The organism is Mesorhizobium sp. DxT, from assembly GCF_058448885.1.
Genome location: NZ_JBZFLJ010000001.1, coordinates 187,672 through 210,220, shown reverse-complemented (window position 1 = coordinate 210,220; position 22,549 = coordinate 187,672). Strand labels below are relative to the sequence as shown.

Below are 22,549 nucleotides of genomic sequence, written 5' to 3'. Positions count from 1 at the left end.
CGATGGCGCATGCGGCCAGCCATGATTGCCGAAGGTTCCTGCCGGCGCATTGCGCCATCTTTCGAGGAAAGACCGGTCAAGCGCCTCGCGGCGCGACCAGCAGGAACAGACCCTATGTGGGCACCGATCCCCGGCCTTTCAAGAGGCAGTCAGGAGACGTGCCTCCACTGAGCCTTCCTGCCATGGTCGCTCATGTTCGAAACGACATCGTTCAATGCGTCGATGTCGACATAATAGAAGCGCGAGAGCTGGACGGCGATCTCGTCGCTGCCGAAACCGCGCGCGATCAGAAATTCGGCGGCAACCGTGAGCTCGGCCGGTTCCGTCAGCCGGCGTTTGGTGTAGTCATCGGGTGGAAGCAGCATCATTTTCGATCCCTGTCATTCTGTTCTTTTGGTTCTGGCGCAGGCGCGCGTACCCGGAACCAGGGGAACTCGGGGGATACAGGACGAATACTGGGAGAGAAGAACTAGTCGGGACGACCACGGTCGATTCGACATCCCAATTATGTCAGCTTCCCCTGCATTCACAAGAACAAGGGCTGCGCTCGGCAAGCTTCGGGAAAGCCGCCAGGCCGTACACTCATAAACGGTGGCCGTTTGATTTGGGAGTGAGCGGCTGTCATTTGATTGTTGCGCCAGCGTCTATTTCGTTATCCTCATGAACAATCACCTGATTGCCCCACAGGCGCATAGCTGCCGGGGTTCGTAAGGTCAGCTCGAACCAGTCTCCGCCATCATCATAAGGGTCTCCGTGCCCCCAAGTGGTGCCTTCCAAACGAAATACGCCGTCAAGTACGCTCTTTTGCAGGATCTCCCATGGCAAAGGTGCGCTCTCGTAAGTGACGAGAATCTGATCCTGGTTCTGCTCGTCCACGTCCACGAAATAGGTCCCAGCGGAACCAGCAAAGGTCATACGTCGCTTGCCGAAAGCTGCGAATTCGTGGTCCCAGATTGTGAGCGAAGACGCCAAGAATATCCTCATGGGTAGTTGGTTAATGGATGCCTCACTACCAGACCTTTTCTTAGAGCGAGAAGTCTGATTCAAGTCGGAAATGAGCCGATTTTACCTGACCGACTTTGAATGGCGCGCGATCGAGCCGCATTTGCCCAACAAGTCGCGAGGCGTGCCTCGCGTAGACGACCGCAGAATGCTGAACGGCATCTTCTGGGTTCTGCGATACGGCGCGCGCACCTCGCGATCTAATTTAGCACCTTCCTCCACAAGGCACGCAACCTCATTGAACGCTTCTTCAACACGGCCAAGCAATTCCGTCGTATCGCAACCCGCTATGACAAGCTGGCTGAGAACTATCTCGCCGCTCTCAAACTCGTAGCAATCCGCATCTGGCTACGTGGTAATGAGTCTACGCCCTAGGGATGGTCCTAGAATGCGAAAGAGGTCTGCGCTGGCGGGGGAGGACCTAGCTGTACGCCCTCATGGGACAGCAGCCTCTCCTTGGTGACGGTGCCACCGGGCGCCGAAAAACCGCCGATCTTGCCGCCGGCGGCGAGAATACGGTGGCACGGCACAACGAGGGGCAGGGGATTGCGCCCGAGCGCAGCGCCGGTCTCACGCGCCATCTTTGGAAAGCCCGCGCGGTCAGCCAGTTCGCCATAGGTCGTGACTTCGCCCTGAGCCAGCTTGAGTGCTGCCGCATAGATCGCGCGCCGGAACGGATCGATGCCGGTCAGGTCCAGCGGTAGTGCTGAAAAGTCGATCGCCTCGCCGGTCGCGTAACGCCGGATGAGGGCAACCGCCTCGCCAACGAAGGCCGGCGCCTCTTCCGTCTTTCCAGCCGCACCGGTAGACCAGCGTGCCGCGCGGTGCTCGGCAGCTTCATAACTCCCCTCGGGCAGAGCCAGATGAGTCAATCCCGTCTGGCTCCACGCAATCGCAATAAAACCGAGCTCCGTCTCGAACACGAGATGATGCTGGGAAGGGGCTTCGCTCATCGACCCGGCCTTTTTCGACTCAAGCAGAGCGTATCACAATGGCGACACGGAACATAGAGGGAACGAAGTGAGCGCCGAACGCTCCTGACAGTTGCTGCACGGCACAACGTGTCTCAGTCGTCCAGATGCCTGGCGATGAAGTCGCCGGTTGCGCCGATGAGCTCGTCGACCTGCTCCACGCCGGCGAAGGCGTTGAAGACATGGTCCATCTCGCGGACGAACAGCGTGGCGTCATCATCGTCGTCGTCGCGATAGTCGAGCAGGATCTGGCCGGAGGCCGGCTGCGGAAACACCACGTCATCCTTGGTGCCGACGGCGACAAAAAGCGGATCGTCGTATTCCGTGATCTCGGCGACCGGATCGACCTCGAACAGGCTCTGGAAGAATGCGGGCTTCAGCTCGATCTTGTCGCCCCAGGGAAGCGTGGCGGTCACTGGGGTATCGCCACCTGCAAGCCCTTTCTTGACCGTTTCCGGTCCGAACATCATCGTGATGGAGGCTGCCATGTTGACGCCCGGCGCCCATAGCGCGACCGCGTCTAGGTCATGCTCCGTGCGGCCAGCCACGGCCGCGCCAACCGCGCCGCCCATGCTCCACCCGACAAGTGCCAGCCGATCGTCGTCGACCCGGCCGGACCTTGCCAGCCAATCCAGCGCTGCAAGCCCGTCGGCGATGTGTGCATGCAGTGTCGAATCGGCGAATTCGCCGTCGCTCTCGCCGTTGAACCGATAGTCGATGCGGAGACTGGCGATCCCTTTTTCTGCCCACATGCGCGCCGCGCGTGCGAAAATGCCTTCGCCGACCGCTGGGATTTCCAGCTCGTCGCGCGAGCCGGTGAAGCCATGCAACAGCAGGATCGCGGGCGGGTTGTTCACTCCATCGGGCAGGTTGAGCGTGCCGACGACTTTCATCCCCTCAACTTCGAACGAGACCGTCTCCTCGGCAGCCAGCGCGGGCAGGCAGGCGACGCAGAGTGAGGAAGCGAGTGCAAGGCCATGAAAACGGTTCGGCATGGGAGGTCTTCTGATTGGGCTGGGTTTCATTCTACTGCTGTAAAACTGCGACCAGCAAGCGCGTCGCGCGGCGTTGCTTCGCGGCGCGCTTTCAGTTAAGGCAACGTTGGGTGGGACCACGAAATCAACGAATGATGGGCGCGGCCTTGCCTCGTTTCCGCTTCACAATCGCTGCCGGCGCACTGCTCTGTACCGCACTTGCATCCGGATGCACCTCGACCGATCTCGGCCTCGAGCCCGAAATGTCGTTTGCAGGCTCCGATCCGGTCCTGCCTGAAACGGTGGAAACGCTGCCAGCGTTTTCGACGGATGCGTCGACCGACGCCGTCGTGGCAAGCGCATTTGCGGGACCGACGCCGGATAACCCTGCCGCAGCGGCGTTCATGCCCGGTAAGGCGGTGGCGCCACGCAGCCCGGAACTCGATGCGCTGATCGCACGCTACGCCGCTCAACACGAAATCCCTGTTTCGCTGCTGCGGCGCGTGGTCGAGCGTGAAAGCACCTTCAATCCCGCCGCGCGCAACGGTCCCTATTGGGGGCTGATGCAGATTCTGCCGCAGACGGCGCGCACCATGGGCTATCGCGGTACGCCCGAAGGTTTGCTCGATGCCGAGACGAACCTGATGTATGCGGGCAAATATCTGCGCGGCGCCTACATTACCGCAGGCGGCGACCATGATCTGGCGGTGCGGTTCTATTCACGCGGCTACTACTACGACGCCAAGCGCAAGGGCCTGCTTGAGGAGACGGGGCTGCGGCCGGCGCGTACGCGCATGGCGAAATCGTCCTGACCATGAAGCCGGGGAGCGCGCCGATGTGGCTGTCGCGAAAGCTCATTATCCTTTCGGTCGTCGCGCTGTGTGGCATAAGCATGCCTGCTCTCGCTGACGAATGCGCCGACCCGCAGGACCAGACGACGATGAACATCTGCGCGGGCAAGGAATTCGAGGCCGCCGACAAGGCACTCAACGCGGCCTATCGTGAGATGGTCCGCCGGATCGGTGACGATCACGAGACCAAAACGGCGCTGACCGCAGCCCAGCGCGCGTGGATCGCTTTCCGCGACGGCGAGTGCGCGTTCCAGGCAAAGAGCGTCGAGGGCGGCAGCATCTACCCGTTGATCGTCGCCGGCTGCAAGACGACGTTGACCGACGCGCGGACACAACAGCTCAAGGCCTATCTCGACTGCGAGGAAGGCGACATGAGTTGCCCGGTTCCACCGGCCGACTAGCTGTCCTCCTCAAGTCCCGATCGGCACCTTCAGCTCCTGCCCGGGAAGATCACGTTCGGGTCGGTAACGAGCTGCGGGTTCGCACGCGCGATCCGCTGGAACTGGCCGGAATCGCCGTAGTGCTGCTGGGCGATTTTCGACAGCGTATCGCCCGCCTTCACCAGATGCAGGCGGAAGCCGACATAGCCCGGGACGATGCGTGGGCCGTAGATCACCGGCACGATCACCTTGTTGATCTCCGAGCCGTCCTGCGCGCTTTCCTCGAACACCTCGACGAAAAGCCGGTCGAGCTGGAACGCGGCGCTGCCGATCGCCGCCTGCACCTGGAACTGGCCGTGCTCGCCCGTGCCGCCGCCGACATTGAAGAAGCCGGTGCGCTCGTCGTGGCCGTCATGGACGCGCCAGTTGAGCGTGGCCTCGAAACCCTGGCCTATGCCGGCGATGAGCACCGGGTCACCGACGATGTCGAAAGGCTGCGGCTGCTGGATGGAATTGGGCATTGCGATACTCCCTCTCTCGCTTCCGGTCTCGCCCGTCCGTCCCGTTTCCATATTAGGCGAAACTGAAACAGAAGGGGAGGACCTGTGCGTTGCCGATAAACTTGCCGTGAATCGTCGGAAGGGACCGTGATTTCGCCGCCGGTTTCGCCTAGCTGCGAGACATGATCAGCATCACCCGCCGCACCGCGCTCACCCTTCCCCTGCTGCTGCCGCTTGCGCCCGCTGCCCGCGCTGAGGAAAACGAGGCCAGCGCCGAAGCAGTCGTCGATATTCTGGAGAGGGCGGAGGCGCTGGAGTCGCTGAAGGCGGTGGTGGTGTGCCGCGACGGGCGCGTGATCGCCGAGCGCGGCTATCGCGGCCATGCGCCGGGCGATCCCACGAATATCAAGTCGGCCTCCAAGTCGGTGGTGTCGGCGATGGTGGGGATCGCCATCGACAAGGGGCTGCTGGAGGGAGCGGACCAGAAGATCGCGCCGCTGCTGCGCGCCGAGCTGCCGGCCGAACCGGACCCGCGGCTGGAGCAGATCACCATCGGCAATCTGCTTTCGATGCAGGCGGGGCTGGGACGCACGTCGGGCCCGAATTACGGGCGCTGGGTGGCGAGCACCAACTGGGTGCGCGCCGCGCTTGCCATGCCGTTCGAGGACGAGCCGGGCGGGCGCATGCTTTATTCGACCGGCTCGACGCACCTTCTCTCGGCGATTCTGACCCGCGTGAGCGGCCAGACCATGCTGGCGCTGGCGCGCGACTGGTTCGACCCGCTCGAGGGGTTCGCCATCGGCGGCTGGGAGCGCGACCCGCAGGGCATCTATCTCGGCGGCAACCAGATGGCGATGTCGACGCGCTCGCTTGCGGCCTTCGCCGAGCTCTACCGCAGTGGCGGACGCACCCCCGACGGCACCCGCATCGTGTCGGCCGGCTGGATCGAACAGTCCTGGCAGCCGCGCACGCGCTCACCCTTCAACGGCTACCGCTACGGCTATGGCTGGTTCCTGCACGAAATCGGCGGGCAGGAGGTGCGCTTCGCCTGGGGGCATGGCGGGCAGATGGCCTATATCGTGCCGGCGCTGTCGCTGACCGTGGCGATGACCTCCGACGAGACCCGCCGCTCGGCCGAAAACGGCTACCGCGACAGGCTGAACGACCTGCTCGCGGAGATCATCGGAGTGGTGGTTTAGCTTTCGCTTGCCTTTGGTTTTCGCTCACGCGCCGTTTCGCCGCCTGCGGCGGCTGGCGCTCCGCGGGGGCGCCGGACGACCGGCGGCCCGCAGTCGCGGGCTTGGGTCGGGGCCGATTGTTTCCTGCCCGCTCCATCATGAGGTGTCCGGTCGTGACAGCGCTTGTTGGGCGAACCATAGCAGGTCGGCGAGGACTTCGTGGACCTCACGGGTGGAGCCGCGCCGCGCGCCGGGCGGGCGACCGGGGCGCAGTGGCGACAGGCGGCGGACGCGTCCCGCCGTCACCGCGCGATCGCGCCGCGCCCGCCAGCGGGCGAAACGGCGGGCGTGCTTCGGCAAATCGTCGAGGGCATCCGCCAGAGCGCGCAGCCTGAGGCCGAGCCGTGTCGCATCCAGCAGATCGTCGGGCGCCGGCGGCTGCGTGAGCGGCCGCCGGTCTGCCGCGCCGGGGAAGGAAATGCGCGGGGCGCGATGCGGCGGCACATGACGCCCGAGCCTCGGAAGGCGGATCGGATCGATGAGCGGCAGGCTGGGCGCGGATCGCGGACGGGCGGGAGCTGTGATCGCGGCCGCCGCCGCCCCGGTAGCCAACGGCGAACCGGCAATGCCGAGGCGGCGCAGAGCGGGCGCGGCCGGCTGCGGCGCGGGCTTTCGCGGGCGTGCCGGCGGCAGTGTGACGACGAGGTCGCGCGCGGCGACGACGATCAGCCGTCGTGCCGCCGCTTCCGCCGGACGCAGCAGCCGCAGCACGGCGCGGTGAAGATGGCGGGGGAGCGCCGGGCGGCTTTCGGAACGCATCCCCTCCGGGTGCCCGCTGCCTCCGGCAGTGTCCCGGCCGTTCTCAGACGCTTCGTTGGGGCTAGCCACCTGTTGAGCCCAGCCCTCGGCTATGGCCATTTGCCCTTCCGGGCATTCGACCCCTTCGAAAGGTCCACTGGACCTTCCGATGCCCCCGAAGGGCCACCGGGGTCTCGCCGTTCGTTCGCTCGGAAAGCCAAATCGTTGGCTTTCCGTCCCGCTGCGCGGACCGCTCCTCACCATGGCAACGAGCATGGCAAGCACGCGTTTCAGCGCCTCCCGGTTCTTCTCGATCGCCACATGCCAGTCCATCGCCGTTCCTCATTCCGGTCCGGCGTGGGATTGTCGGGCGAGTTGGGAGGAGGTGGATGGATTTTTTTTGGAGGGCGAGCGCCCTGTGCGGCTGGGCGCTCACACTTCCGGATCGTCATCCTCGGGCTTGACCCGAGATCCATGCCGGACCCGTAGACGGTGCGCGGCGGCGTAGAAAGGACCGCCGGTCGCCAGCGCCTCGCGCGGCCGCGATGTTCAGGCCCTGGGTCTGCGCCTCCGCTCCGCTTTGGCTCCGCCCGAGGATGACGAGGGGTGGGAGCCCGCTAACGCAGGGGAGAACCGGGATGACGAGCACTTACGTGCCAGCTACCATCTCGTCATGACTGGGTATGTTTATATGACCGCCAGCCAGAAGCGGGGCACCATCTATATCGGTGTCACGAACGATCTCGCGCGGCGGATGCCTGAACACAAGGCCGGTGCCGGCTCGCGATTCACGTCCCGCTACGGCGTGCAACGACTGGTCTGGTACGAGGAGCATTTCGACATTCGTGATGCCATTCAGCGCGAGAAGTCGTTGAAACGCTGGCCTCGGCAATGGAAGATCGAGCTGATCGAGAAGTCGAACCCGGATTGGAACGAGCTGTTCGTGGGCATCGGATGGTGAGGCGTTTGATCGGCTGTCCGCTTCTATCTGCTTCGTCTCCAGGCGCTGACCCATCCGCATCTTGATGAGGCGCTATCCTTTCCGCGTCGTCATCCTCGGGCTTGACCCGAGGATCCATGCCGGAACGGGGGAAGGGCGTGCGCGGCGCAGAAACGGGTGTCTTTCGCCCGCCGCCTCATGCGACCGTTGTCGTTCAGGCATGGATCCCAGGGTCTGCGCCTTCGCTTCGCTGCGGCTTCGCCCTGGGATGACGAGGCGGCGGTGGCGCAACGCCGTCGCCGTTGCGACCGGCGGGCGGTTGAAAAGGGCAGATCGGGGCGGGGAGGGGGTGGACAGGCGGGGGTGAATTTTCTTCCATGGCGCGATGCCGCGCCGGCCCGGTGCGCCACGTTCACCGCCGAAAACACCCGGAGATGTCCTTATGTCCAGAATGCCCCTGCCGCTTGCCGGATCGTGCCGCTGCGGGCGCGTCGAAATCCGCGTGACGAAACCGCCGCTCGCAACCAGCGCCTGTCACTGCCCCGGCTGCCAGAAGATGTCGGCCAGCGCCTATTCGCTGACCGCGATCATCCCCGCCGACGGCTTCGCGGTGACCAAGGGTGAGCCGGTGATCGGCGGCCTGCATGGCGACGACATCCACCATTATTGCTGCGGGCACTGCATGACGTGGATGTTCACGCGCGCCCAAGGCGAGCCCTCCGCTACTGCTCCGGGCGTTCGCCACTCGAAGAGCCAAATCGTTGGCTCTTCGTCCGCTCCGCGGACCGCTGTCTCACGGTTCGTGAACGTGCGCCCGACGATGCTGGACGACGCCTCGTGGTTCCACCCCTTCATGGAGACATACACCTCCACCCGGCTGCCCTTCGCGCAGACGGGCGCTGTGCGCAGCTTCGACAAATTTCCGGACATGGAGGAATATGAGGGGCTGGTGGGTGAGTATCAGGCTTGGGTGGCAACCGGCGCGGATGGGTGAGGCGCTGACCTGTCCGCATTGTCGTTGAGCACAGCCTTCTTCGCGTCGTCATCCTCGGGGTGAGGAGCGGTCTGCGAAGCAGACGAAAAGCCAACGATTTGGCTTTGCGAGCGGCCGAACGCCCGAAGGGCAAACCCAAGGATCCATGCCAGGGCGGTAATTTCGCGTTAGCGGTGAAGAAATGGACGCCCTTCGCCCGCCGCCTCATGCGGCCGCTGTCATTCAGGCATGGATCCCAGGGTCTGCGCCTCCGCTTCGCTACGGCTCCGCCCTGGGATGACGAAGTGTGGGGAGGCTACCAACGTCGGTGGGTGAGATGCTGCCCTGTCCGCCTGGTCGTTAGGCGCGGCCCCCTCCGCTTCGTCATCCTCGGGCTTGACCCGAGGATCCATGCCGGGACGTTCGTTAGGTGCGCGGCGGGACAGCAAGGGTCGCCCTTCGCCCAGCCGCCTCATGCGGCCGCTGTCATTCAGGCATGGATCCCAGGGTCTGCGCCTCCGCTTCGCTTCGGCTCCGCCCTGGGATGACGAAGAGGCTACGGTGAAATGGTTCACAGCAGACGCCTGCGGCCGTCGCGATGGGCGGCGAGAGCCCGTTCGGCTAGCGCATCGAGTTTTCCGGACGCGGCATCTCTGTCGATACGGGCATCCCAATTGGCGGCATCGAAGGCGGCAAACCGCGCGCGGAAACGCGACAACTCCTCGTGGCCAAGTGCCTCGATCTCCCGCTCGATTTTTTCAAGCTTGGTCATGATCGAAATTTAGCAGTCGTCGCCTAAACGGCAAGAGCAGCCTATCAAGTCTTTAGGCGGGAGTATTCGATTCTGCGGTTATCGGGCGTATTCTTCAATATGCTGCGCGACCTCGTGCCAATGCTGCAAAGTCGGCAGGGTCACTAATTGCAGAACCAGCCATATAGAATAAGTCACGTCCCTCGCCCAGAAATCACCGTCTGACATCTTTCCGTGGGCAAGCTCATGGCGGATGGACGGACCGCCCTTAAAGTTGAAGAGTAGATCGATTTCCTCAACGATGGATCTTGGCAGGATTGCCAACAACTGTTCTCGATAATCACCAAGTAAGCGGGACAGCATTGCCTCTTCTTGCGTGCCGTCCTGATTCAAGCGATTGGTCTCTACGCCTGCCAGACTAAGGAGGTGTCGAAGTGAGTTTTCTAGTTGAGGCAGGATGAGGTGAGCAGCTTCTATCTCGTCACCACCGATGAACTTGGCTGCACCCAGAGCAAAGACTGTTTCGTGATTAGGCGGGACGAAGGGGCTCATCTGCATTAGTGGGGTGAGCGCTGCAGCGGTGACTGAATGCTCTTCCCATAGCACGCGCCGGATAGGATTGATCGCTGAAGCAACTATTAGATGCCGTCTGATCTGGTCTCTTTGGTTTACTAGGTAGAGTACCTGATTCTTGTCCGGTTCGCCGTTCGGTGCCAGTCCCGGCGCAATGAACCGGATGCGGCCTTGGTGGTCGCTCACTTTGGTTGAGAACAGGGCGGAAATGCTGCCGTAGCCTTCCTTAAGCGCATCCTCGCGGAGTTTTGTAGGGTCTGGCGATCTTGCACAGGTGAATAGCGTGCGGATGACCTCAGACAAGATTTTGCCCCTGACCTCTTTTTCGGAAGCCTTCACCAACTCCGTTATGTCGTCTTTCATCTCGAAAACGCGCATCTCGTCATGGGTGAGGGCCTGCAAGGCACTCATGCGATCCTGCAATTCCCGTCGTCGAGCAACTGTGCCCGGTAATGGCCGCAGGGCCTGTATGGCTTCATTCAGGAAATGGACCTGTACGAAGGCCGAATCCGTTCGGAGATCGGCGTCTGCGACATGGGTTTCCGCTGCCTCGATCAAGGCTCTATTACTGCTGTCGTTATCTCCAGCACGACGGTATGCCTGTCCGGCGATCTCCCAAAGGAGCCTTCGACCTCTGTTATCACCTTCAGGCCTAAAGGAGATTGCCAGTGCTTCGGCTGCCTTGGCCGTCTTCTCAGGTTTCCAAATCTGATGAGCTAGGTTGACAGGACCGACGTGGATGAAGCCCCAGCCGTCATCATTGGCAATGGCGTGTTCGCACACGTGGTCGATTGTGGCCCTTAGACAATCGAAATCAGTGCGACCCCATCCCATTCTTCGGGCGATATTTGCGGCACGGGTCAGTAGATCAGCACTGGATACGCTAGCTGCGTTGGCTTGGTCGAAGTCGAATTTAGCTTCACCATTTAGAACCATCCTAACGCATTCTACATAGCCGCTAACGGCAAATAGGCCGGACGATACATCGCGTCTGTTGAGCAACCAGCACACATCGGCAAGTCGCGCACGTAATGCTGGATGTCCTATCTCAGGCACTAACTGAGCGAGAATGACGACCTGATCGGAAAGCAAATCAGAGGGAATAGGCGACCTTCGGCCTTCGAAGATCGCGACAGGGCCGAATGGCTCGATCTTGTCGTCGGCATTCAAATGGTAGCTTGTTACCTGACTCAGCACATTTAGTGCCTGACCGGCATCAATGTTCTTGTCGGTTCCGGCCGCGTCCCTTGCTGCTCGGACACGCTGATCGACAGCGAAGTTGCCGACGACGGCAGTGGGGTCCAGCACGGCCTGAACAAGCTTCAGTTGAAACACTTCCAACGGCACCACGAAGTCAATGCCCGGTTGCTTAGGCTCGGTGGTCTTTGCCTTCTTCGACATAGGTGACGCTCTCCGATATTTGGTTAGGAGGGGGACGCGATCCCTATGTGGAAATACCCCGACAACGTTATCACTTCCAGAGTCGCCACCTTCAAGACTGCGGTGGTCTGGCCGGGGGCGCCTAAGCACCGCCATGGTGGCGTAGTAGGGCACCTTCTGCATCAGGATGGCCCGACGCTTTGCCTTCTCCCCGCTTACGGGGAAAAGGCGTTACGAAGTGACGGATAAGGGATACGGCGCAAAGATTCTCGGCTAGTCACCGACTCTGGTGCTGCCCCTCACCTGCCTGCCGGCATCCTCTCCCCGCAAGCAGGAAGAGGAGAGCGCCTTCGGTGTCGCGCCTTACCCGAAATACCCCTGCAGCGGGCGCACTTCGAGGCTGCCAGCCTTGAGCGCCGCGATCGCCTGCGCTGCCGCAGCCGCACCGGCCATCGTCGTGTAATAGGGCACCTTCTGCATCAGGGTGGCGCGGCGGAGGGATTTTGAGTCCGAGACGGCTTTCTGGCTGTCGGTGGTGTTGAAGACGAGTTGGACCTGGCGGTTGCGGATGGCGTCTTCGATGTGGGGGCGGCCTTCGAGGACCTTGTTGATCTTTTCCGCCGCCACGCCGTTTTCGGCGAGGAAACGCTGGGTGCCGCCGGTGGCGAGCACGCGGAAGCCGAGATCGGCGAGCTTCTTGACCGAAGGCAGGATCTTGACCTTGTCCTCGTCGCGCACCGAGACGAAGAGGGTGCCCGCGCGCGGCAGGTCGACGCCGGCGCCGAGCTGGCTCTTGGCGAAGGCGAGCGCGAAATCGGCGTCGAGGCCCATGACCTCGCCGGTGGACTTCATCTCCGGCCCCAGCAGCGTGTCGACGCCGGGGAAGCGGGCGAAGGGGAAGACGGCTTCCTTGACCGCGACGTGGGAGAGGCCGGCGAGGTCCGGCTTTTCGCCATAGTGGGCGAAGGCTTCGTCGAGGCTCTCGCCGGCCATGATGCGGGCCGCGATCTTGGCGATCGGGCGGCCGATGGTCTTGGCGACGAAGGGCACTGTGCGGCTGGCGCGCGGGTTGACCTCGAGCACGAAGATCTCGCCGTCCTTGATGGCATATTGCACGTTCATCAGGCCGCCGACGTTGAGGCCCTTGGCAAGCGCCGCCGTCTGGCGCTCGAGCTCGGCGACGGTGTCGGCAGACAGCGAGCGGACGGGGAGCGAGCAGGCGCTGTCGCCGGAATGGATGCCGGCTTCCTCGATATGCTCCATGATGCCGGAGACGTAGACGGACTTGCCGTCGCAGAGCGCGTCGACGTCGACCTCGATGGCCTCCGACAGGTAGGTGTCGAACAGCAGCGGGTTCTTGCCCAGCAGCGTGTTGATCTGGCCGGTCTTGTCGTTGGGGTATTTCTGCTTGATGTCCTCGGGCACGAGGCCGGGGACGGTGTCGAGCAGGTAGGTCTGCAGCATGCCCTCGTCGTGGATTATCTGCATGGCGCGGCCGCCCAGCACGTAGGACGGGCGCACGACCAGCGGGAAGCCGAGCTCGGAGGCGACGGTGCGCGCCTGCTCGACCGACCAGGCGATGCCGTTGTGCGGCTGCTTCAGGTCGAGCTTCTTCAGGAGCTTCTGGAAGCGGTCGCGGTCCTCGGCGAGGTCGATCATGTCGGGCGAGGTGCCGAGGATCGGGATGCCGGCTTTCTCCAGCGCTTCGGCGAGCTTGAGCGGGGTCTGGCCGCCGAACTGGACGATGACGCCGGCAAGCGTGCCGGCGGCCTGCTCGGCGCGCAGGATCTCCAGCACGTCCTCCGGCGTCAGCGGCTCGAAATAGAGCCGGTCGGAGGTGTCGTAGTCTGTGGAGACGGTCTCGGGGTTGCAGTTGACCATGATCGATTCGTAGCCGGCATCGGCCAGCGCGAAACAGGCGTGGCAGCAGCAATAGTCGAACTCGATGCCCTGGCCGATGCGGTTGGGGCCGCCGCCGAGGATGACGACCTTCTTTCGGTCGGAGACCTTGGCCTCGTCGGCGAGCGCGCCGGCGAAAGGCACCTCGTAGGTCGAATACATGTAGGCCGTGGGCGAGGCGAACTCGGCAGCACAGGTGTCGATGCGCTTGTAGACGGGGTGGACGGCGAGCTTTTCGCGAATCTTCGCAACGTCTTCGGCGTCCTTGTTGACAAGCGAGGCGAGGCGGGCGTCGGAGAAGCCCATCGCCTTGAGCATGCGCAGGTTCTCGGCATCCTGCGGCAGGCCGTGCTGGCGGATGCGGGCCTCCATGGCGAGGATGCCGGCGATCTGCTCGAGGAACCACGGGTCGATGCGGCACATCTGGTGCACGTCTTCGAGCGAGGTGCCCATGCGGATCGCCTGGGCGACCATGCGCAGGCGGTCGGGCGTGGGCGTGCCGAGGGCGGCGCGGATGGCGTTCTTGTCGTCGCCGTGGTTGAGGCCGGGGATCTCGATCTCGTCGAGGCCGGTGAGGCCCGTTTCCAGCCCGCGCAGCGCCTTCTGCAGCGATTCCTGGAAGGTGCGGCCGATGGCCATGACCTCGCCGACCGACTTCATGGCGGTGGTGAGCACATTGTCGGCGCCGGGGAACTTCTCGAAGGCGAAACGGGGAATCTTGGTGACGACGTAGTCGATGGACGGCTCGAAGGAGGCGGGCGTCGCGCCGCCGGTGATGTCGTTGTCCAGTTCGTCCAGGGTGTAGCCGACGGCGAGGCGGGCCGCGACCTTGGCGATGGGGAAGCCGGTGGCCTTGGAGGCAAGCGCGGACGAGCGCGAGACGCGCGGGTTCATCTCGATCACGACGAGGCGGCCATCGGCCGGGTTGACGGCGAACTGGACGTTGGAGCCGCCGGTCTCGACGCCGATCTCGCGCAGCACCGCCAGCGAGGCGTTGCGCATCATCTGGTATTCCTTGTCCGTCAGCGTCAGGGCCGGCGCGACGGTGATCGAATCGCCGGTGTGGACGCCCATCGGGTCGAGGTTCTCGATGGAGCAGACGATGATGCAGTTGTCGGCGCGGTCGCGCACGACCTCCATCTCGTATTCCTTCCAGCCGAGCACGGATTCCTCGATGAGGACTTCAGTGGTGGGGGAGGCGTCGAGGCCGGAATTGATGATGTCGAAGAATTCGGCGCGGTTGTAGGCGATGCCGCCGCCGGTGCCGCCCATGGTGAAGGACGGGCGGATGATGGCGGGCAGGCCGACATGGTCGAGCGCCTGGGCGGCGATGCCCATGGCATGCGCGATGTAGCGCTGCTTGCGGTCGCCTTCGCCGAGGTTCCATTCGGTCTCGAGCGCGTCGAGCGCGGCGTCGAGATCGGCGGGGTTGGAAGCCTTGAGTTCTGCGCGGCGCGCCTCGTGCTGCTTGCGGTCGGCGTCCTTCACTTCCGACGCGTTGGCGAGCATGGAGCGCGGCGTCTCCAGCCCGATCTTCGCCATCGCCTCGCGGAAGAGCGAGCGGTCCTCGGCCTTGTCGATGGCCTCGGCGTTGGCGCCGATCATCTCGACGTTGTAGCGCTCCAGCACGCCCATGCGGCGCAGCGAGAGAGCGGTGTTGAGCGCGGTCTGGCCGCCCATGGTGGGCAGCAGCGCGTCGGGGCGCTCCTTGGCGATGATCTTGGCGACGACTTCCGGCGTGATCGGCTCGATATAGGTCGCGTCGGCCAGCTCCGGGTCGGTCATGATGGTGGCCGGGTTGGAGTTGACCAGGATGATGCGGTAGCCCTCGGCCTTCAGCGCCTTGCAGGCCTGGGTGCCCGAATAGTCGAACTCGCAGGCCTGGCCAATCACGATGGGGCCGGCCCCGATGATCAGGATCGACTTGATGTCGGTGCGTTTTGGCATGGAAGCGTCCGTCGGTTCGGGCTTGCCCAAGCGCCGGACGGGGATTCTCCGTTTTGCGCTGACGCGTCGCGGAGGCCCTGCCGGTTCGGGGCAAGTGAAGATTCTGTCAGGCTAGGCGGGCCTTATAGGGTAAGGAGAAGGGGTAGGGAACCCCGGAAATGGGGCGAGCGGCGGCGAAGCGTCGCGGCGTGTGGACGTCGTGCTAGCGAAGCTGCCCGAAACGCTCCGGATAGGAGGGAAACGGCGCGGCTGCGCTGCGGCGTACGGTCTCGCTCGGGCGCTCCCCGAACTCGCGGCGATAGTCGGCTGCGAAGCGGCCGAGATGGCCGAAACCCCAGCGAAATGCGACGTCGGTGACGGAAACCGATCCTTCCCCGGCGATGAGCTCGTAGCGCACGCGGCGCAGGCGTTCCCGGGCGAGCGAGCGCAGCGGCGAGATGCCGAGGACGGTGCGGTAGCCGAGCTGCAGGGTACGCGGCGCGACACCTGCGGCCTCGGCGATGTCGAGCAGGGTGATCGGTCGGTCGGCGAAGGCACGGATATATTCCTCGGCACGGCGGACATGGCGCGGGGTCGCGCACGACGGCGCATCGTCGAAGAACAGGCTGCAACTGTTGGGCTGGCCGCGCAGGAAGAGCTCCATGAGGCGCTGCTCGTTGAGGGCTGCCTGAAGCGTGGGGCCGCCGGCGGTTTCCTCCGCGGCGTGGAACATGGCGTTGGCCATGCCGCGCCAGGCGAGCATGTGCGGCCGGTTGAAGTCGATCAGCGGGTCGAAGACGACGGGGCCGGGAAGGCGTCGGTCGAGCAGGCGTTCGGCGAGCGCCAAGAAGGGCGCCTTGCGCACCTGGACGAGAATCTGCGCGCAGCCCTGCCACCACTGCATGCGGGTGGCGAGGTCCGCGTTGAGCACCGAGGCGACGCTGCGGCTGGTGATGAACTCGCGGCCGCCGTGGCGGATGGTGGCGCCGCCACTGACCGGCATCTGGATCAGGTAAAAATCGCCAAGCTCGCCGGGGTCGATGAGAACGTCCGCGCCGTAGCTGATGTAGTTGAGCGAGATGATGTCGCCTGGAGCGTGGTGGTGGACCGCGCGAAAAGGCTTCCTGTCACCGATGATCTCCAGCCGGTGACTGCAGAATTTCTCCGCAACCCGCTCCCGCGCGCAGTCGAGATCGTCCGACTCGAACAGGATATGTGCCGAAAGCGGTGCTGCGTTGCTATGCCCCTCTTTCATGTGCATGCCTGAACATTAGCACATGACTAAACGTCACCAAGCCGAAAGCGCGGCGTGGAGCCGCAGCCGGTCGATTTTTGCGTTTTCCGGATAGTGGCCGCGTGATGCGGATAGAGGGCTGGAAGCCTGCTATCCTACACATGGGAACGGAACCAATGACAGCCGCAAAAGGCTGCATCCTCAATCAGAATGGGAGCTTCACGATGAGCAATGACCTCGACAAGGGCATCACCCGCAAAGGCACCGGCTACGACGGCAAGACCTGGAACATCCTGGGCCAGGTCTATTTTCCCAAGGCGGTGTGTGAAAGCACCTTTGCCTTCGAGACAAACAGCGAGCCCGGCCAGTTCGTGCCCGTGCACATCCACCCCACCCAGGACGAGTTCATCCTTGTGCAGGAAGGAGAGCTCGACCTGAAGCTCGACGGCGAGTGGGTGAAGGCCAAAGCGGGCGACCTCGTGCGCATGCCGCGCGGTATCCCTCATGGCTACTTCAACAAGTCGGACAAGCCGACGCGGGCGCTGTTCTGGGTCTCGCCGGCGCGGATGCTGGAGGCGCTTTTCACCAAGCTCGACAACCTCAGCGACCCTGAAGAGGTGGTGAAGATTTCGGCGATGCATGAGGTCGATTTCCTGCCGCCAGAAGCCAACGACTAAAGTTCGGGTGAGGGCGGCCTGTAAATGGCGACTTTCTGCGTCTGCGATGCTGACCTGCCTTAAACAAGTTCGTCGCCGCACGACCGTGAATCCGGCCATTTTCGACTCGCCCTGACCTGAACTTCGGCAGACCCAACCTGACACGAACTGATCTGGACCGATCTCCACCGGTGCGCCGTGCGCGCCGGACGGGGAAGCGCGTGCCGGATGAGAGGAGACGACAATGGTCGAGAGGAAGAAGGTCCTCGTCATCGGCGCGGGCGTGAGCGGGCTCGCAGCCGCCAAGGCATTCAAGGAACGCGGGCACGACGTGACCGTGGTCGAACGCATCCACGACCTCGGCGGCGTGTGGGAGCCGTCGCGCTCATATCCCGACGTACAAACGCAGAGCCCGAAGGAGCTCTATCGCTACACGTCCAAGCCTATGCCGGCGAGCTATCCGGAATGGCCCAAGGGACCACAGGTGCATGCCTATCTGCGCGACTATGCGAACGAGAACGGCATTCTACCGCTGATCGCGCTCGATACGCGCGTAACCGGGATGAAGCGCCGCGCCGACGGCAGGAAGGGCTGGACGCTGACGTTGGAATCGAACGGCGCGGAACAGGAGACAGATTGCGATTTCCTCGCCGTCTGCACCGGCCAGTTCAGCGACCGGAACGTGCCGGAATTTCCCGGACGGGACGAATTCGAGGCGGCCGGCGGCAAAGCGGTCCATTCTTCGGAATATACCGATCCGGCGATGGTCAAGGGAAAGCGGGTGACGGTGCTCGGTTTCTCGAAATCGGCGACCGACATTGCGGTCAACGCAGTGAAGTCGGGCGCGAGCAGCGTGACCATCGTCTATCTGGAGTCGGTCTGGCGTATACCCTACTTCATCGGCGGGCTGATCAACTTCAAGCGTATCCTTTATATCCGGGCGCAGGAAAAGATGTTTCCCGGTTGGGGGCAGACGGCGATGGCGCGGCTGAACCATGCGATTGCCAAGCCGTTCGTGTGGGCCAACTGGCGGGCGCTGGAAAGCCTGCTGACGATGCAGCTCAAGCTGAAGAAGACGGGACTTCGCCCGACCAAGCCGATCGAGACCGGGCTCAACTGTTCGGTCCCCATCGTCACGCCCGGCTTCTTCGACATGGTCGCCGACGGGCGCATCAAGGCCGTGCAGGGCACGTTCGCGCGCTACGAGGAGGGCGGGGTCGTGCTGACCGGCGGGGAACGTGTGCCCACGGACATCGCCATACTGGCGACGGGCTGGAAGCTCGGCGTGCCCTTTCTGCCCCACGAATATGCCCGCAAGCTGGTGGAGCCGGACGGTCAATACAGGCTCTATCGCATCGTCGCCAATCCGGACCTGCCGGATATGGGGTTCGTCGGGTTCAACTCGTCCTTCTGCACGGTTTTGAGCGCGGAGCTCGCGGCGAACTGGCTGGTGCGCTATGCCGACGGCATGCTGGCGCGGCAGCCCAGCGCCGAGGAGATGAACGCCAATATCGACATGATGCTGCAATGGAAGCGGCACGAGCGGCCGGCCGCCGGCGTGTATGGCGGGCTATGCGTTGCGCCCTATCATTTCAAGCACTTCGACGAACTGCTTGACGACATAGGGGCCAAGGTGCGCAAGCGCAATCCGCTGGCTGAGAACCTGTCGCCACCCAACGCCGACGCCTATGCGCGGTATCTGAAGAGCGCGCCGGATTACCGGGCTGCCTAGGGCGGCGCAGCGGAAAACCAAAGATCACCACGCAGACGACAGTGCGAGGGCCGGCGATAGCCTGTTCCGCGCTGCCGCCTGCCATCGCGCTTGACATCCCGTCCGCCTCCTATAATTAATAGACTAGTCGATCTAATAACTAGGAGCACAAGGTGCGCAAAGTGGACCCCGAAAAGCACGAGGCGCGGCGACAGGCGATCGTGGAGGCTGCAAAGTCGTGCTTCGCGCTCAAGGGGTTTCACCAGACCTCGACAGCCGAGATCTGTGCCGCGGCCGGTATGAGCCCGGGCAACCTGTTTCACTACTTCCCCAACAAGAAGGCGATCATCGCAGCCATCGTCGACCAGGAGCAGGCGGAGACGGCGGCTTATTTCGAGACGCTCGGCGTGCGTGATGACCTCTACGGCGCGCTGATCGAATTCATGGATGTCATTCTCGACATGGCGGCCGATGCGGACTCTTCGAGCCTCGCGCTGGAAATCTCCGCGGAGGCCATGCGCGACCCGGATATTGGCGCGCGGGTGGCGCGCAACGATGCCGAACTGCGCACAGCCCTGGTCGAACTGCTGCGCGAGGCTGCGCAGCGCGGACAGATCGACAAGACGCTCGACGCGACTTCGACGGCAAGCTGGCTGGCCGCGCTGGTGGACGGCATCTTCAACCGTGTCGCCGTGGATGCAGATTTCCGCCCGCGCGAGCAGGGGGCGACGATGCGGCTGCTGCTCGGCCGTTTCCTCCGGGGCGGGGAGCTTGGACGATGAGCATGAACGCCGACAAGGCGCGGATCACCGACATCGACGCGCTGCGCAGTTCCGCGCTTTACGGTATCCTGGTGGTCAACATCATGACGTTCGCCTCCGCCTATTACGGCGCCGGGGTCTCCGATCCGATCTATGCAGGACCGCTCGACCGGGCGGTGGGCTTCGTTGTCGCGCTGTTGTTCGAAACCAAGTTCTACCTGCTGTTCTCGTTCCTGTTCGGCTACAGCTTCACGCTGCAGATGCAATCCGCGCAGCGCGCCGGCGAGGCATTCGTGCCGCGCCTGCTGCGCCGGCAGGCGGGGCTGTGGGTGGCCGGCCTCGCGCATGCGGTCCTGCTTTATCGCGGCGACATCCTGACGACCTATGCGGTGCTCGGCCTGCTGCTTCTCTGGTTGCGGGACATCGGCGAAGGCCGCGCGCTGCGCACCGCGTTCTGGCTGGTGCTCATCGTTTCGTCGCTGTGGGCAGGCCTGGGGGCTGTGCTGCTGATCTCCGGCGAGCCGATCGACACGTCGTCCGCCATTGCCGACGCGGAGCGCGCGTTGCAGGCCTATCGCGGCACGCCTGCAGCGGTGATCGAGCAGAACCTGCGTGAGCTGCGCGTCATCTGGATCGTGACCGGGCTGATGCAGGCGCCATGTGCGTTGGCCATGTTCCTGCTGGGGCTGGTGGCGGGCAAGCGGCAGATGTTCGTGCGTTTCGACGACTACAGGCCGCTGTTCCGCCGAATCGCGATGGCGGGACTGACGATCGGTCTGCCGGGCGGCATTTTCTACGCATGGACGACGATTCACCTCACCGGGAGCGGCTGGGAGGTTGTTGGGCTCGGCATCGGGCTGGCAACCGCGCCCTTGCTGACGGGGGCCTATATCGCCCTGGTCATGGCTGGTTTCCAGACGCGCCCCGGCCGGATGGTCAGCGCGGCGCTGGCGCCTGCCGGACGCATGGCGCTTTCGAACTACCTGCTGCAATCGCTGGTCTGCGCCGTGATCTTCTACGGATACGGGATGCGGCTGATGGGCGAGCTGCCGCCGCTGGCGGTGCAGGGGATCGCGGCGGCGATCTTCGCCGCGCAACTCGTCGCCAGCCGGTGGTGGCTCCAGCGTTTCGCCTACGGTCCGCTCGAATGGCTGTTGCGGGCGGTAACGATTGCCGCTTGGCCGCGCTGGCGGCGGCGCGGCCAAGCGGAAGCCTGAGAAGGGCTGGGTCAACCTAGGTTGCTGCGGCGCTCGAGCTCGGCCAGTGTTGGTGTTTCCATGGCGAAAGAGCCGATCTGGACATCGCCGGCGCGCTCGTAACGCGTGATGAGGATGCCGTTGGGCGAGAGGCTCGAGGAGGCGAGCTTGAGCGTGCGGGGAGCGCTGCCATTGCCGAAGACGCGCTTGCCCTTGCCCAGCACCAGCGGGAAGATGAAAAGGCGCAGCTCGTCGACGAGGTCGTTCTCGAACAGGATATCGAGCAATTCGCTCGAGCCCTGCGTCATCAGGTCGGGGCCGTCACCCTGCCTGAGTTCGCGCAATGTGGCGACAACGTCGGTTCCGAGTGCCTGACTGTTCTGCCAGTCGAGCGACTCCGGCCGGTGGGTCGCGACGTATTTGGTGATGCGATTGAAGGTGTTGGCGATGTCGGCATTCATCGCATCGAAATCGCTCGCCTCCGGGTCAACCTGGATGTAGGGCCAGTGCGCAGCGAAGATGTCGTAGGTGCGACGCCCGAGCAGCAGGTCGAAGGGCTCGGAGAAGTTCCTGTCCAACGCAGCACTAAGTTCGTCGTCCCAGAAATTCGGCAGCCAGCCGCCATATTCGAAGCCGCCGCTGGGGTCTTCCTCGGGGCCGCCCGGCGCCTGCATGACGCCGTCGAGCGTGGTGAATGCTGCCGCGATGATCTTGCGCATTGTCCGTTCCTTCCTTCCGTCAACCGAACGTTTCGGACCAAGGACGCGCGAGGGGAGCCTACCCCGACAACCGCGCATCAACTTTCTGCACGTGGTTACGCGGTCGCCTGGCCGGGCGCGATGACGTGGGTGGGAATTGACGGAAAAGGCCCGCGACATGGTCACGGGCCGGGTCAAGACCGCGATGAGGCGCGGCAGGTCTCAGTGGCCCGACGAGAGCTTGAGGCCCACCATGCCGGTTATCAGCAGGGCAACGCTGACGATACGGCCAAGGGTCGCGGCTTCGCCCATGACCACGATGCCGACAACAAAGGCGCCAACCGCGCCGATGCCGGTCCAGATGGCATAGGCGGTGCCGAGCGGCAGGCTGCGCATGGCCAGGGCCAGCAGCCAGAAGGAGCCAACCATCGCCACCAGCGTGATGACGCTCGGCGTGAGGCGGGTGAACCCCTCGGACTGCTTCAGGAACGAGGCCCAGACGATTTCCAGCAGGCCGGCAAAGCCGAGATAGAGCCAGGCCATGACTTTTCTCCTTTCGATCCGATGCCGGCGACGGGTGACGTGCCGGAACTTCGGTGCTATATATATCCGACCAGACGGTTTGAAAAGAGGAAAACAGATGGGCAGGAAGAGAACGATCGACAGGGATGCGATCCTGGACGCGGCCGAAGCGATCGTAACCGAGGAGGGGGCAGGGAGCCTGACCTTCGACGCGGTCGCACGGCGCGCCGGTGTCAGCAAGGGTGGCGTGCTCTATTGCTACGCCAGCAAGCAGGAACTGGTTGCCGCGATGACAAGGCGCGACATCGACCGGTTTCTGGGTGAGGTCGAGGCAAAGCGGGAGACGCTTGCGGACAGCGCGGAGGCCGGCATGCAGGCGCATCTGGCAGCGACCCGCGACGAAAACGACGCGCTTGCCGCGCGCGCCGCAAGCCTGATGGCGACGCTGGCGGAATCGCCCGGCCATGCCGAGGTGCTGCGCGACTACTATCGCGACCGGCTGAAGCTGTTCGGCCGTGACGAGCAGGCGCGCATTGCATTCTTCGCCGCCGAGGGGGCGTTCCTGCTGCGCGGGCTTGGGCTCGTCGATCTTCCCGACACGGCCTGGCGTGCGCTGTTCGACCGGATAGAGCAGGAGCTGGTGGTCTCGAGATAGACAAGGGTTCGCAGCCAGTC

22 protein-coding genes and 2 pseudogenes are annotated in these 22,549 nt (G+C 63.8%); 12 read left to right on the top strand and 12 right to left on the bottom strand.

Going from position 1 to position 22,549, the window contains the following annotated elements:
- Positions 1–149: 149 nt before the first annotated feature.
- Together ACVJNE_RS00945 and ACVJNE_RS00940 are read right to left on the bottom strand one after the other, a co-directional pair.
- On the bottom strand, positions 150–368 hold the full coding sequence (locus ACVJNE_RS00945; protein ID WP_444727473.1) for a hypothetical protein: 219 nt from the start codon (positions 366–368) through the stop codon (positions 150–152).
- 253 nt (positions 369–621) lie between these two features.
- On the bottom strand, positions 622–972 hold the full coding sequence (locus ACVJNE_RS00940) for a hypothetical protein (RefSeq protein WP_499562181.1): 351 nt from the start codon (positions 970–972) through the stop codon (positions 622–624).
- Between the two features lie 82 nt (positions 973–1,054).
- Here ACVJNE_RS00940 and ACVJNE_RS00935 point away from each other — a divergent pair.
- Positions 1,055–1,186: pseudogene (locus ACVJNE_RS00935) on the top strand (transposase); the annotation flags it as partial.
- A gap of 32 nt (positions 1,187–1,218) precedes the next feature.
- Positions 1,219–1,377 (top strand): annotated as a pseudogene (locus tag ACVJNE_RS00930) (transposase); the annotation flags it as partial.
- Positions 1,378–1,385: 8 nt separating this feature from the next.
- On the opposite strand, the gene ACVJNE_RS00925 reads toward ACVJNE_RS00930, so the two are convergent.
- On the bottom strand, positions 1,386–1,955 hold the full coding sequence (locus tag ACVJNE_RS00925; protein WP_499562179.1) for a methylated-DNA--[protein]-cysteine S-methyltransferase: 570 nt from the start codon (positions 1,953–1,955) through the stop codon (positions 1,386–1,388).
- Positions 1,956–2,068: 113 nt separating this feature from the next.
- Positions 2,069–2,968: an alpha/beta hydrolase family protein gene (locus ACVJNE_RS00920; protein WP_499562177.1), complete on the bottom strand. Its 900-nt coding sequence runs from the start codon at positions 2,966–2,968 to the stop codon at positions 2,069–2,071.
- A 131-nt stretch (positions 2,969–3,099) separates the two neighbouring features.
- Between ACVJNE_RS00920 and ACVJNE_RS00915 the strand changes: the two genes are divergently transcribed.
- Positions 3,100–3,759: a transglycosylase SLT domain-containing protein gene (locus tag ACVJNE_RS00915; RefSeq protein WP_499562175.1), complete on the top strand. Its 660-nt coding sequence runs from the start codon at positions 3,100–3,102 to the stop codon at positions 3,757–3,759.
- A gap of 80 nt (positions 3,760–3,839) precedes the next feature.
- Entirely contained in the window at positions 3,840–4,199 is a 360-nt protein-coding gene (locus tag ACVJNE_RS00910; protein ID WP_499562173.1) for a lysozyme inhibitor LprI family protein, read from the top strand.
- Between the two features lie 29 nt (positions 4,200–4,228).
- Here the strand turns inward: ACVJNE_RS00910 and ACVJNE_RS00905 are convergent, their stop codons facing one another.
- Entirely contained in the window at positions 4,229–4,699 is a 471-nt protein-coding gene (locus ACVJNE_RS00905) for a Gmad2 immunoglobulin-like domain-containing protein (RefSeq protein ID WP_499562171.1), read from the bottom strand.
- 161 nt (positions 4,700–4,860) lie between these two features.
- Between ACVJNE_RS00905 and ACVJNE_RS00900 the strand changes: the two genes are divergently transcribed.
- Positions 4,861–5,877 (top strand): serine hydrolase domain-containing protein, encoded by a 1,017-nt coding sequence (locus tag ACVJNE_RS00900; RefSeq protein WP_499562170.1) that lies wholly within the window; start codon positions 4,861–4,863, stop codon positions 5,875–5,877.
- A 135-nt stretch (positions 5,878–6,012) separates the two neighbouring features.
- On the opposite strand, the gene ACVJNE_RS00895 is transcribed toward ACVJNE_RS00900, so the two are convergent.
- Positions 6,013–6,987 carry a hypothetical protein gene (locus ACVJNE_RS00895; RefSeq protein ID WP_499562168.1) on the bottom strand — a complete coding sequence of 325 codons (975 nt, stop codon included), beginning with the start codon at positions 6,985–6,987 and terminating at the stop codon, positions 6,013–6,015.
- 340 nt (positions 6,988–7,327) lie between these two features.
- Between ACVJNE_RS00895 and ACVJNE_RS00890 the strand changes: the two genes are divergently transcribed.
- Together ACVJNE_RS00890 and ACVJNE_RS00885 are read left to right on the top strand one after the other, a co-directional pair.
- Complete coding sequence (locus ACVJNE_RS00890; protein WP_499562166.1) at positions 7,328–7,615, top strand: GIY-YIG nuclease family protein; 288 nt, start codon at positions 7,328–7,330, stop codon at positions 7,613–7,615.
- A gap of 421 nt (positions 7,616–8,036) precedes the next feature.
- The gene (locus tag ACVJNE_RS00885) at positions 8,037–8,588 is read left to right on the top strand and encodes a GFA family protein (protein WP_499562164.1); all 552 of its coding nucleotides are present in this window, start codon (positions 8,037–8,039) and stop codon (positions 8,586–8,588) included.
- Between the two features lie 550 nt (positions 8,589–9,138).
- Here ACVJNE_RS00885 and ACVJNE_RS00880 read toward each other — a convergent pair.
- The 4 genes from ACVJNE_RS00880 to ACVJNE_RS00865 all read right to left on the bottom strand — a co-directional run bounded on the left by ACVJNE_RS00880 (position 9,139) and on the right by ACVJNE_RS00865 (position 16,351).
- On the bottom strand, positions 9,139–9,339 hold the full coding sequence (locus ACVJNE_RS00880; protein WP_499562162.1) for a hypothetical protein: 201 nt from the start codon (positions 9,337–9,339) through the stop codon (positions 9,139–9,141).
- A 78-nt stretch (positions 9,340–9,417) separates the two neighbouring features.
- Complete coding sequence (locus ACVJNE_RS00875) at positions 9,418–11,292, bottom strand: DUF7380 domain-containing protein (RefSeq protein WP_499562160.1); 1,875 nt, start codon at positions 11,290–11,292, stop codon at positions 9,418–9,420.
- A gap of 342 nt (positions 11,293–11,634) precedes the next feature.
- Positions 11,635–15,117 carry a carbamoyl-phosphate synthase large subunit gene (carB, locus tag ACVJNE_RS00870; protein WP_499562159.1) on the bottom strand — a complete coding sequence of 1,161 codons (3,483 nt, stop codon included), beginning with the start codon at positions 15,115–15,117 and terminating at the stop codon, positions 11,635–11,637.
- A 202-nt stretch (positions 15,118–15,319) separates the two neighbouring features.
- A complete protein-coding gene (locus ACVJNE_RS00865; protein WP_499562158.1) occupies positions 15,320–16,351 on the bottom strand; it encodes a cupin domain-containing protein in 1,032 nt (343 codons plus the stop codon).
- A gap of 203 nt (positions 16,352–16,554) precedes the next feature.
- On the opposite strand from ACVJNE_RS00865, the gene ACVJNE_RS00860 reads away from it, so the two are divergent.
- From ACVJNE_RS00860 to ACVJNE_RS00845, 4 genes are all read left to right on the top strand, one after another.
- The gene (locus tag ACVJNE_RS00860; RefSeq protein ID WP_499562156.1) at positions 16,555–17,007 is read left to right on the top strand and encodes a cupin domain-containing protein; all 453 of its coding nucleotides are present in this window, start codon (positions 16,555–16,557) and stop codon (positions 17,005–17,007) included.
- Between the two features lie 223 nt (positions 17,008–17,230).
- Complete coding sequence (locus tag ACVJNE_RS00855) at positions 17,231–18,718, top strand: flavin-containing monooxygenase (RefSeq protein WP_499562154.1); 1,488 nt, start codon at positions 17,231–17,233, stop codon at positions 18,716–18,718.
- Positions 18,719–18,870: 152 nt separating this feature from the next.
- A complete protein-coding gene (locus ACVJNE_RS00850) occupies positions 18,871–19,479 on the top strand; it encodes a TetR/AcrR family transcriptional regulator (RefSeq protein ID WP_499562152.1) in 609 nt (202 codons plus the stop codon).
- A complete protein-coding gene (locus tag ACVJNE_RS00845; protein WP_499562150.1) occupies positions 19,476–20,675 on the top strand; it encodes a DUF418 domain-containing protein in 1,200 nt (399 codons plus the stop codon). Before ACVJNE_RS00850 ends, ACVJNE_RS00845 begins: the two co-directional genes overlap by 4 nt.
- An 11-nt stretch (positions 20,676–20,686) precedes the next feature.
- Here ACVJNE_RS00845 and ACVJNE_RS00840 read toward each other — a convergent pair whose 3' ends face one another.
- On the bottom strand, positions 20,687–21,373 hold the full coding sequence (locus ACVJNE_RS00840) for a dihydrofolate reductase family protein (protein WP_499562148.1): 687 nt from the start codon (positions 21,371–21,373) through the stop codon (positions 20,687–20,689).
- Between the two features lie 201 nt (positions 21,374–21,574).
- Entirely contained in the window at positions 21,575–21,895 is a 321-nt protein-coding gene (sugE, locus tag ACVJNE_RS00835) for a quaternary ammonium compound efflux SMR transporter SugE (protein ID WP_499562146.1), read from the bottom strand.
- Between the two features lie 97 nt (positions 21,896–21,992).
- Between sugE and ACVJNE_RS00830 the strand changes: the two genes are divergently transcribed.
- Positions 21,993–22,529 carry a TetR/AcrR family transcriptional regulator gene (locus ACVJNE_RS00830; RefSeq protein ID WP_499562144.1) on the top strand — a complete coding sequence of 179 codons (537 nt, stop codon included), beginning with the start codon at positions 21,993–21,995 and terminating at the stop codon, positions 22,527–22,529.
- The last annotated feature ends 20 nt before the right edge of the window (positions 22,530–22,549 follow it).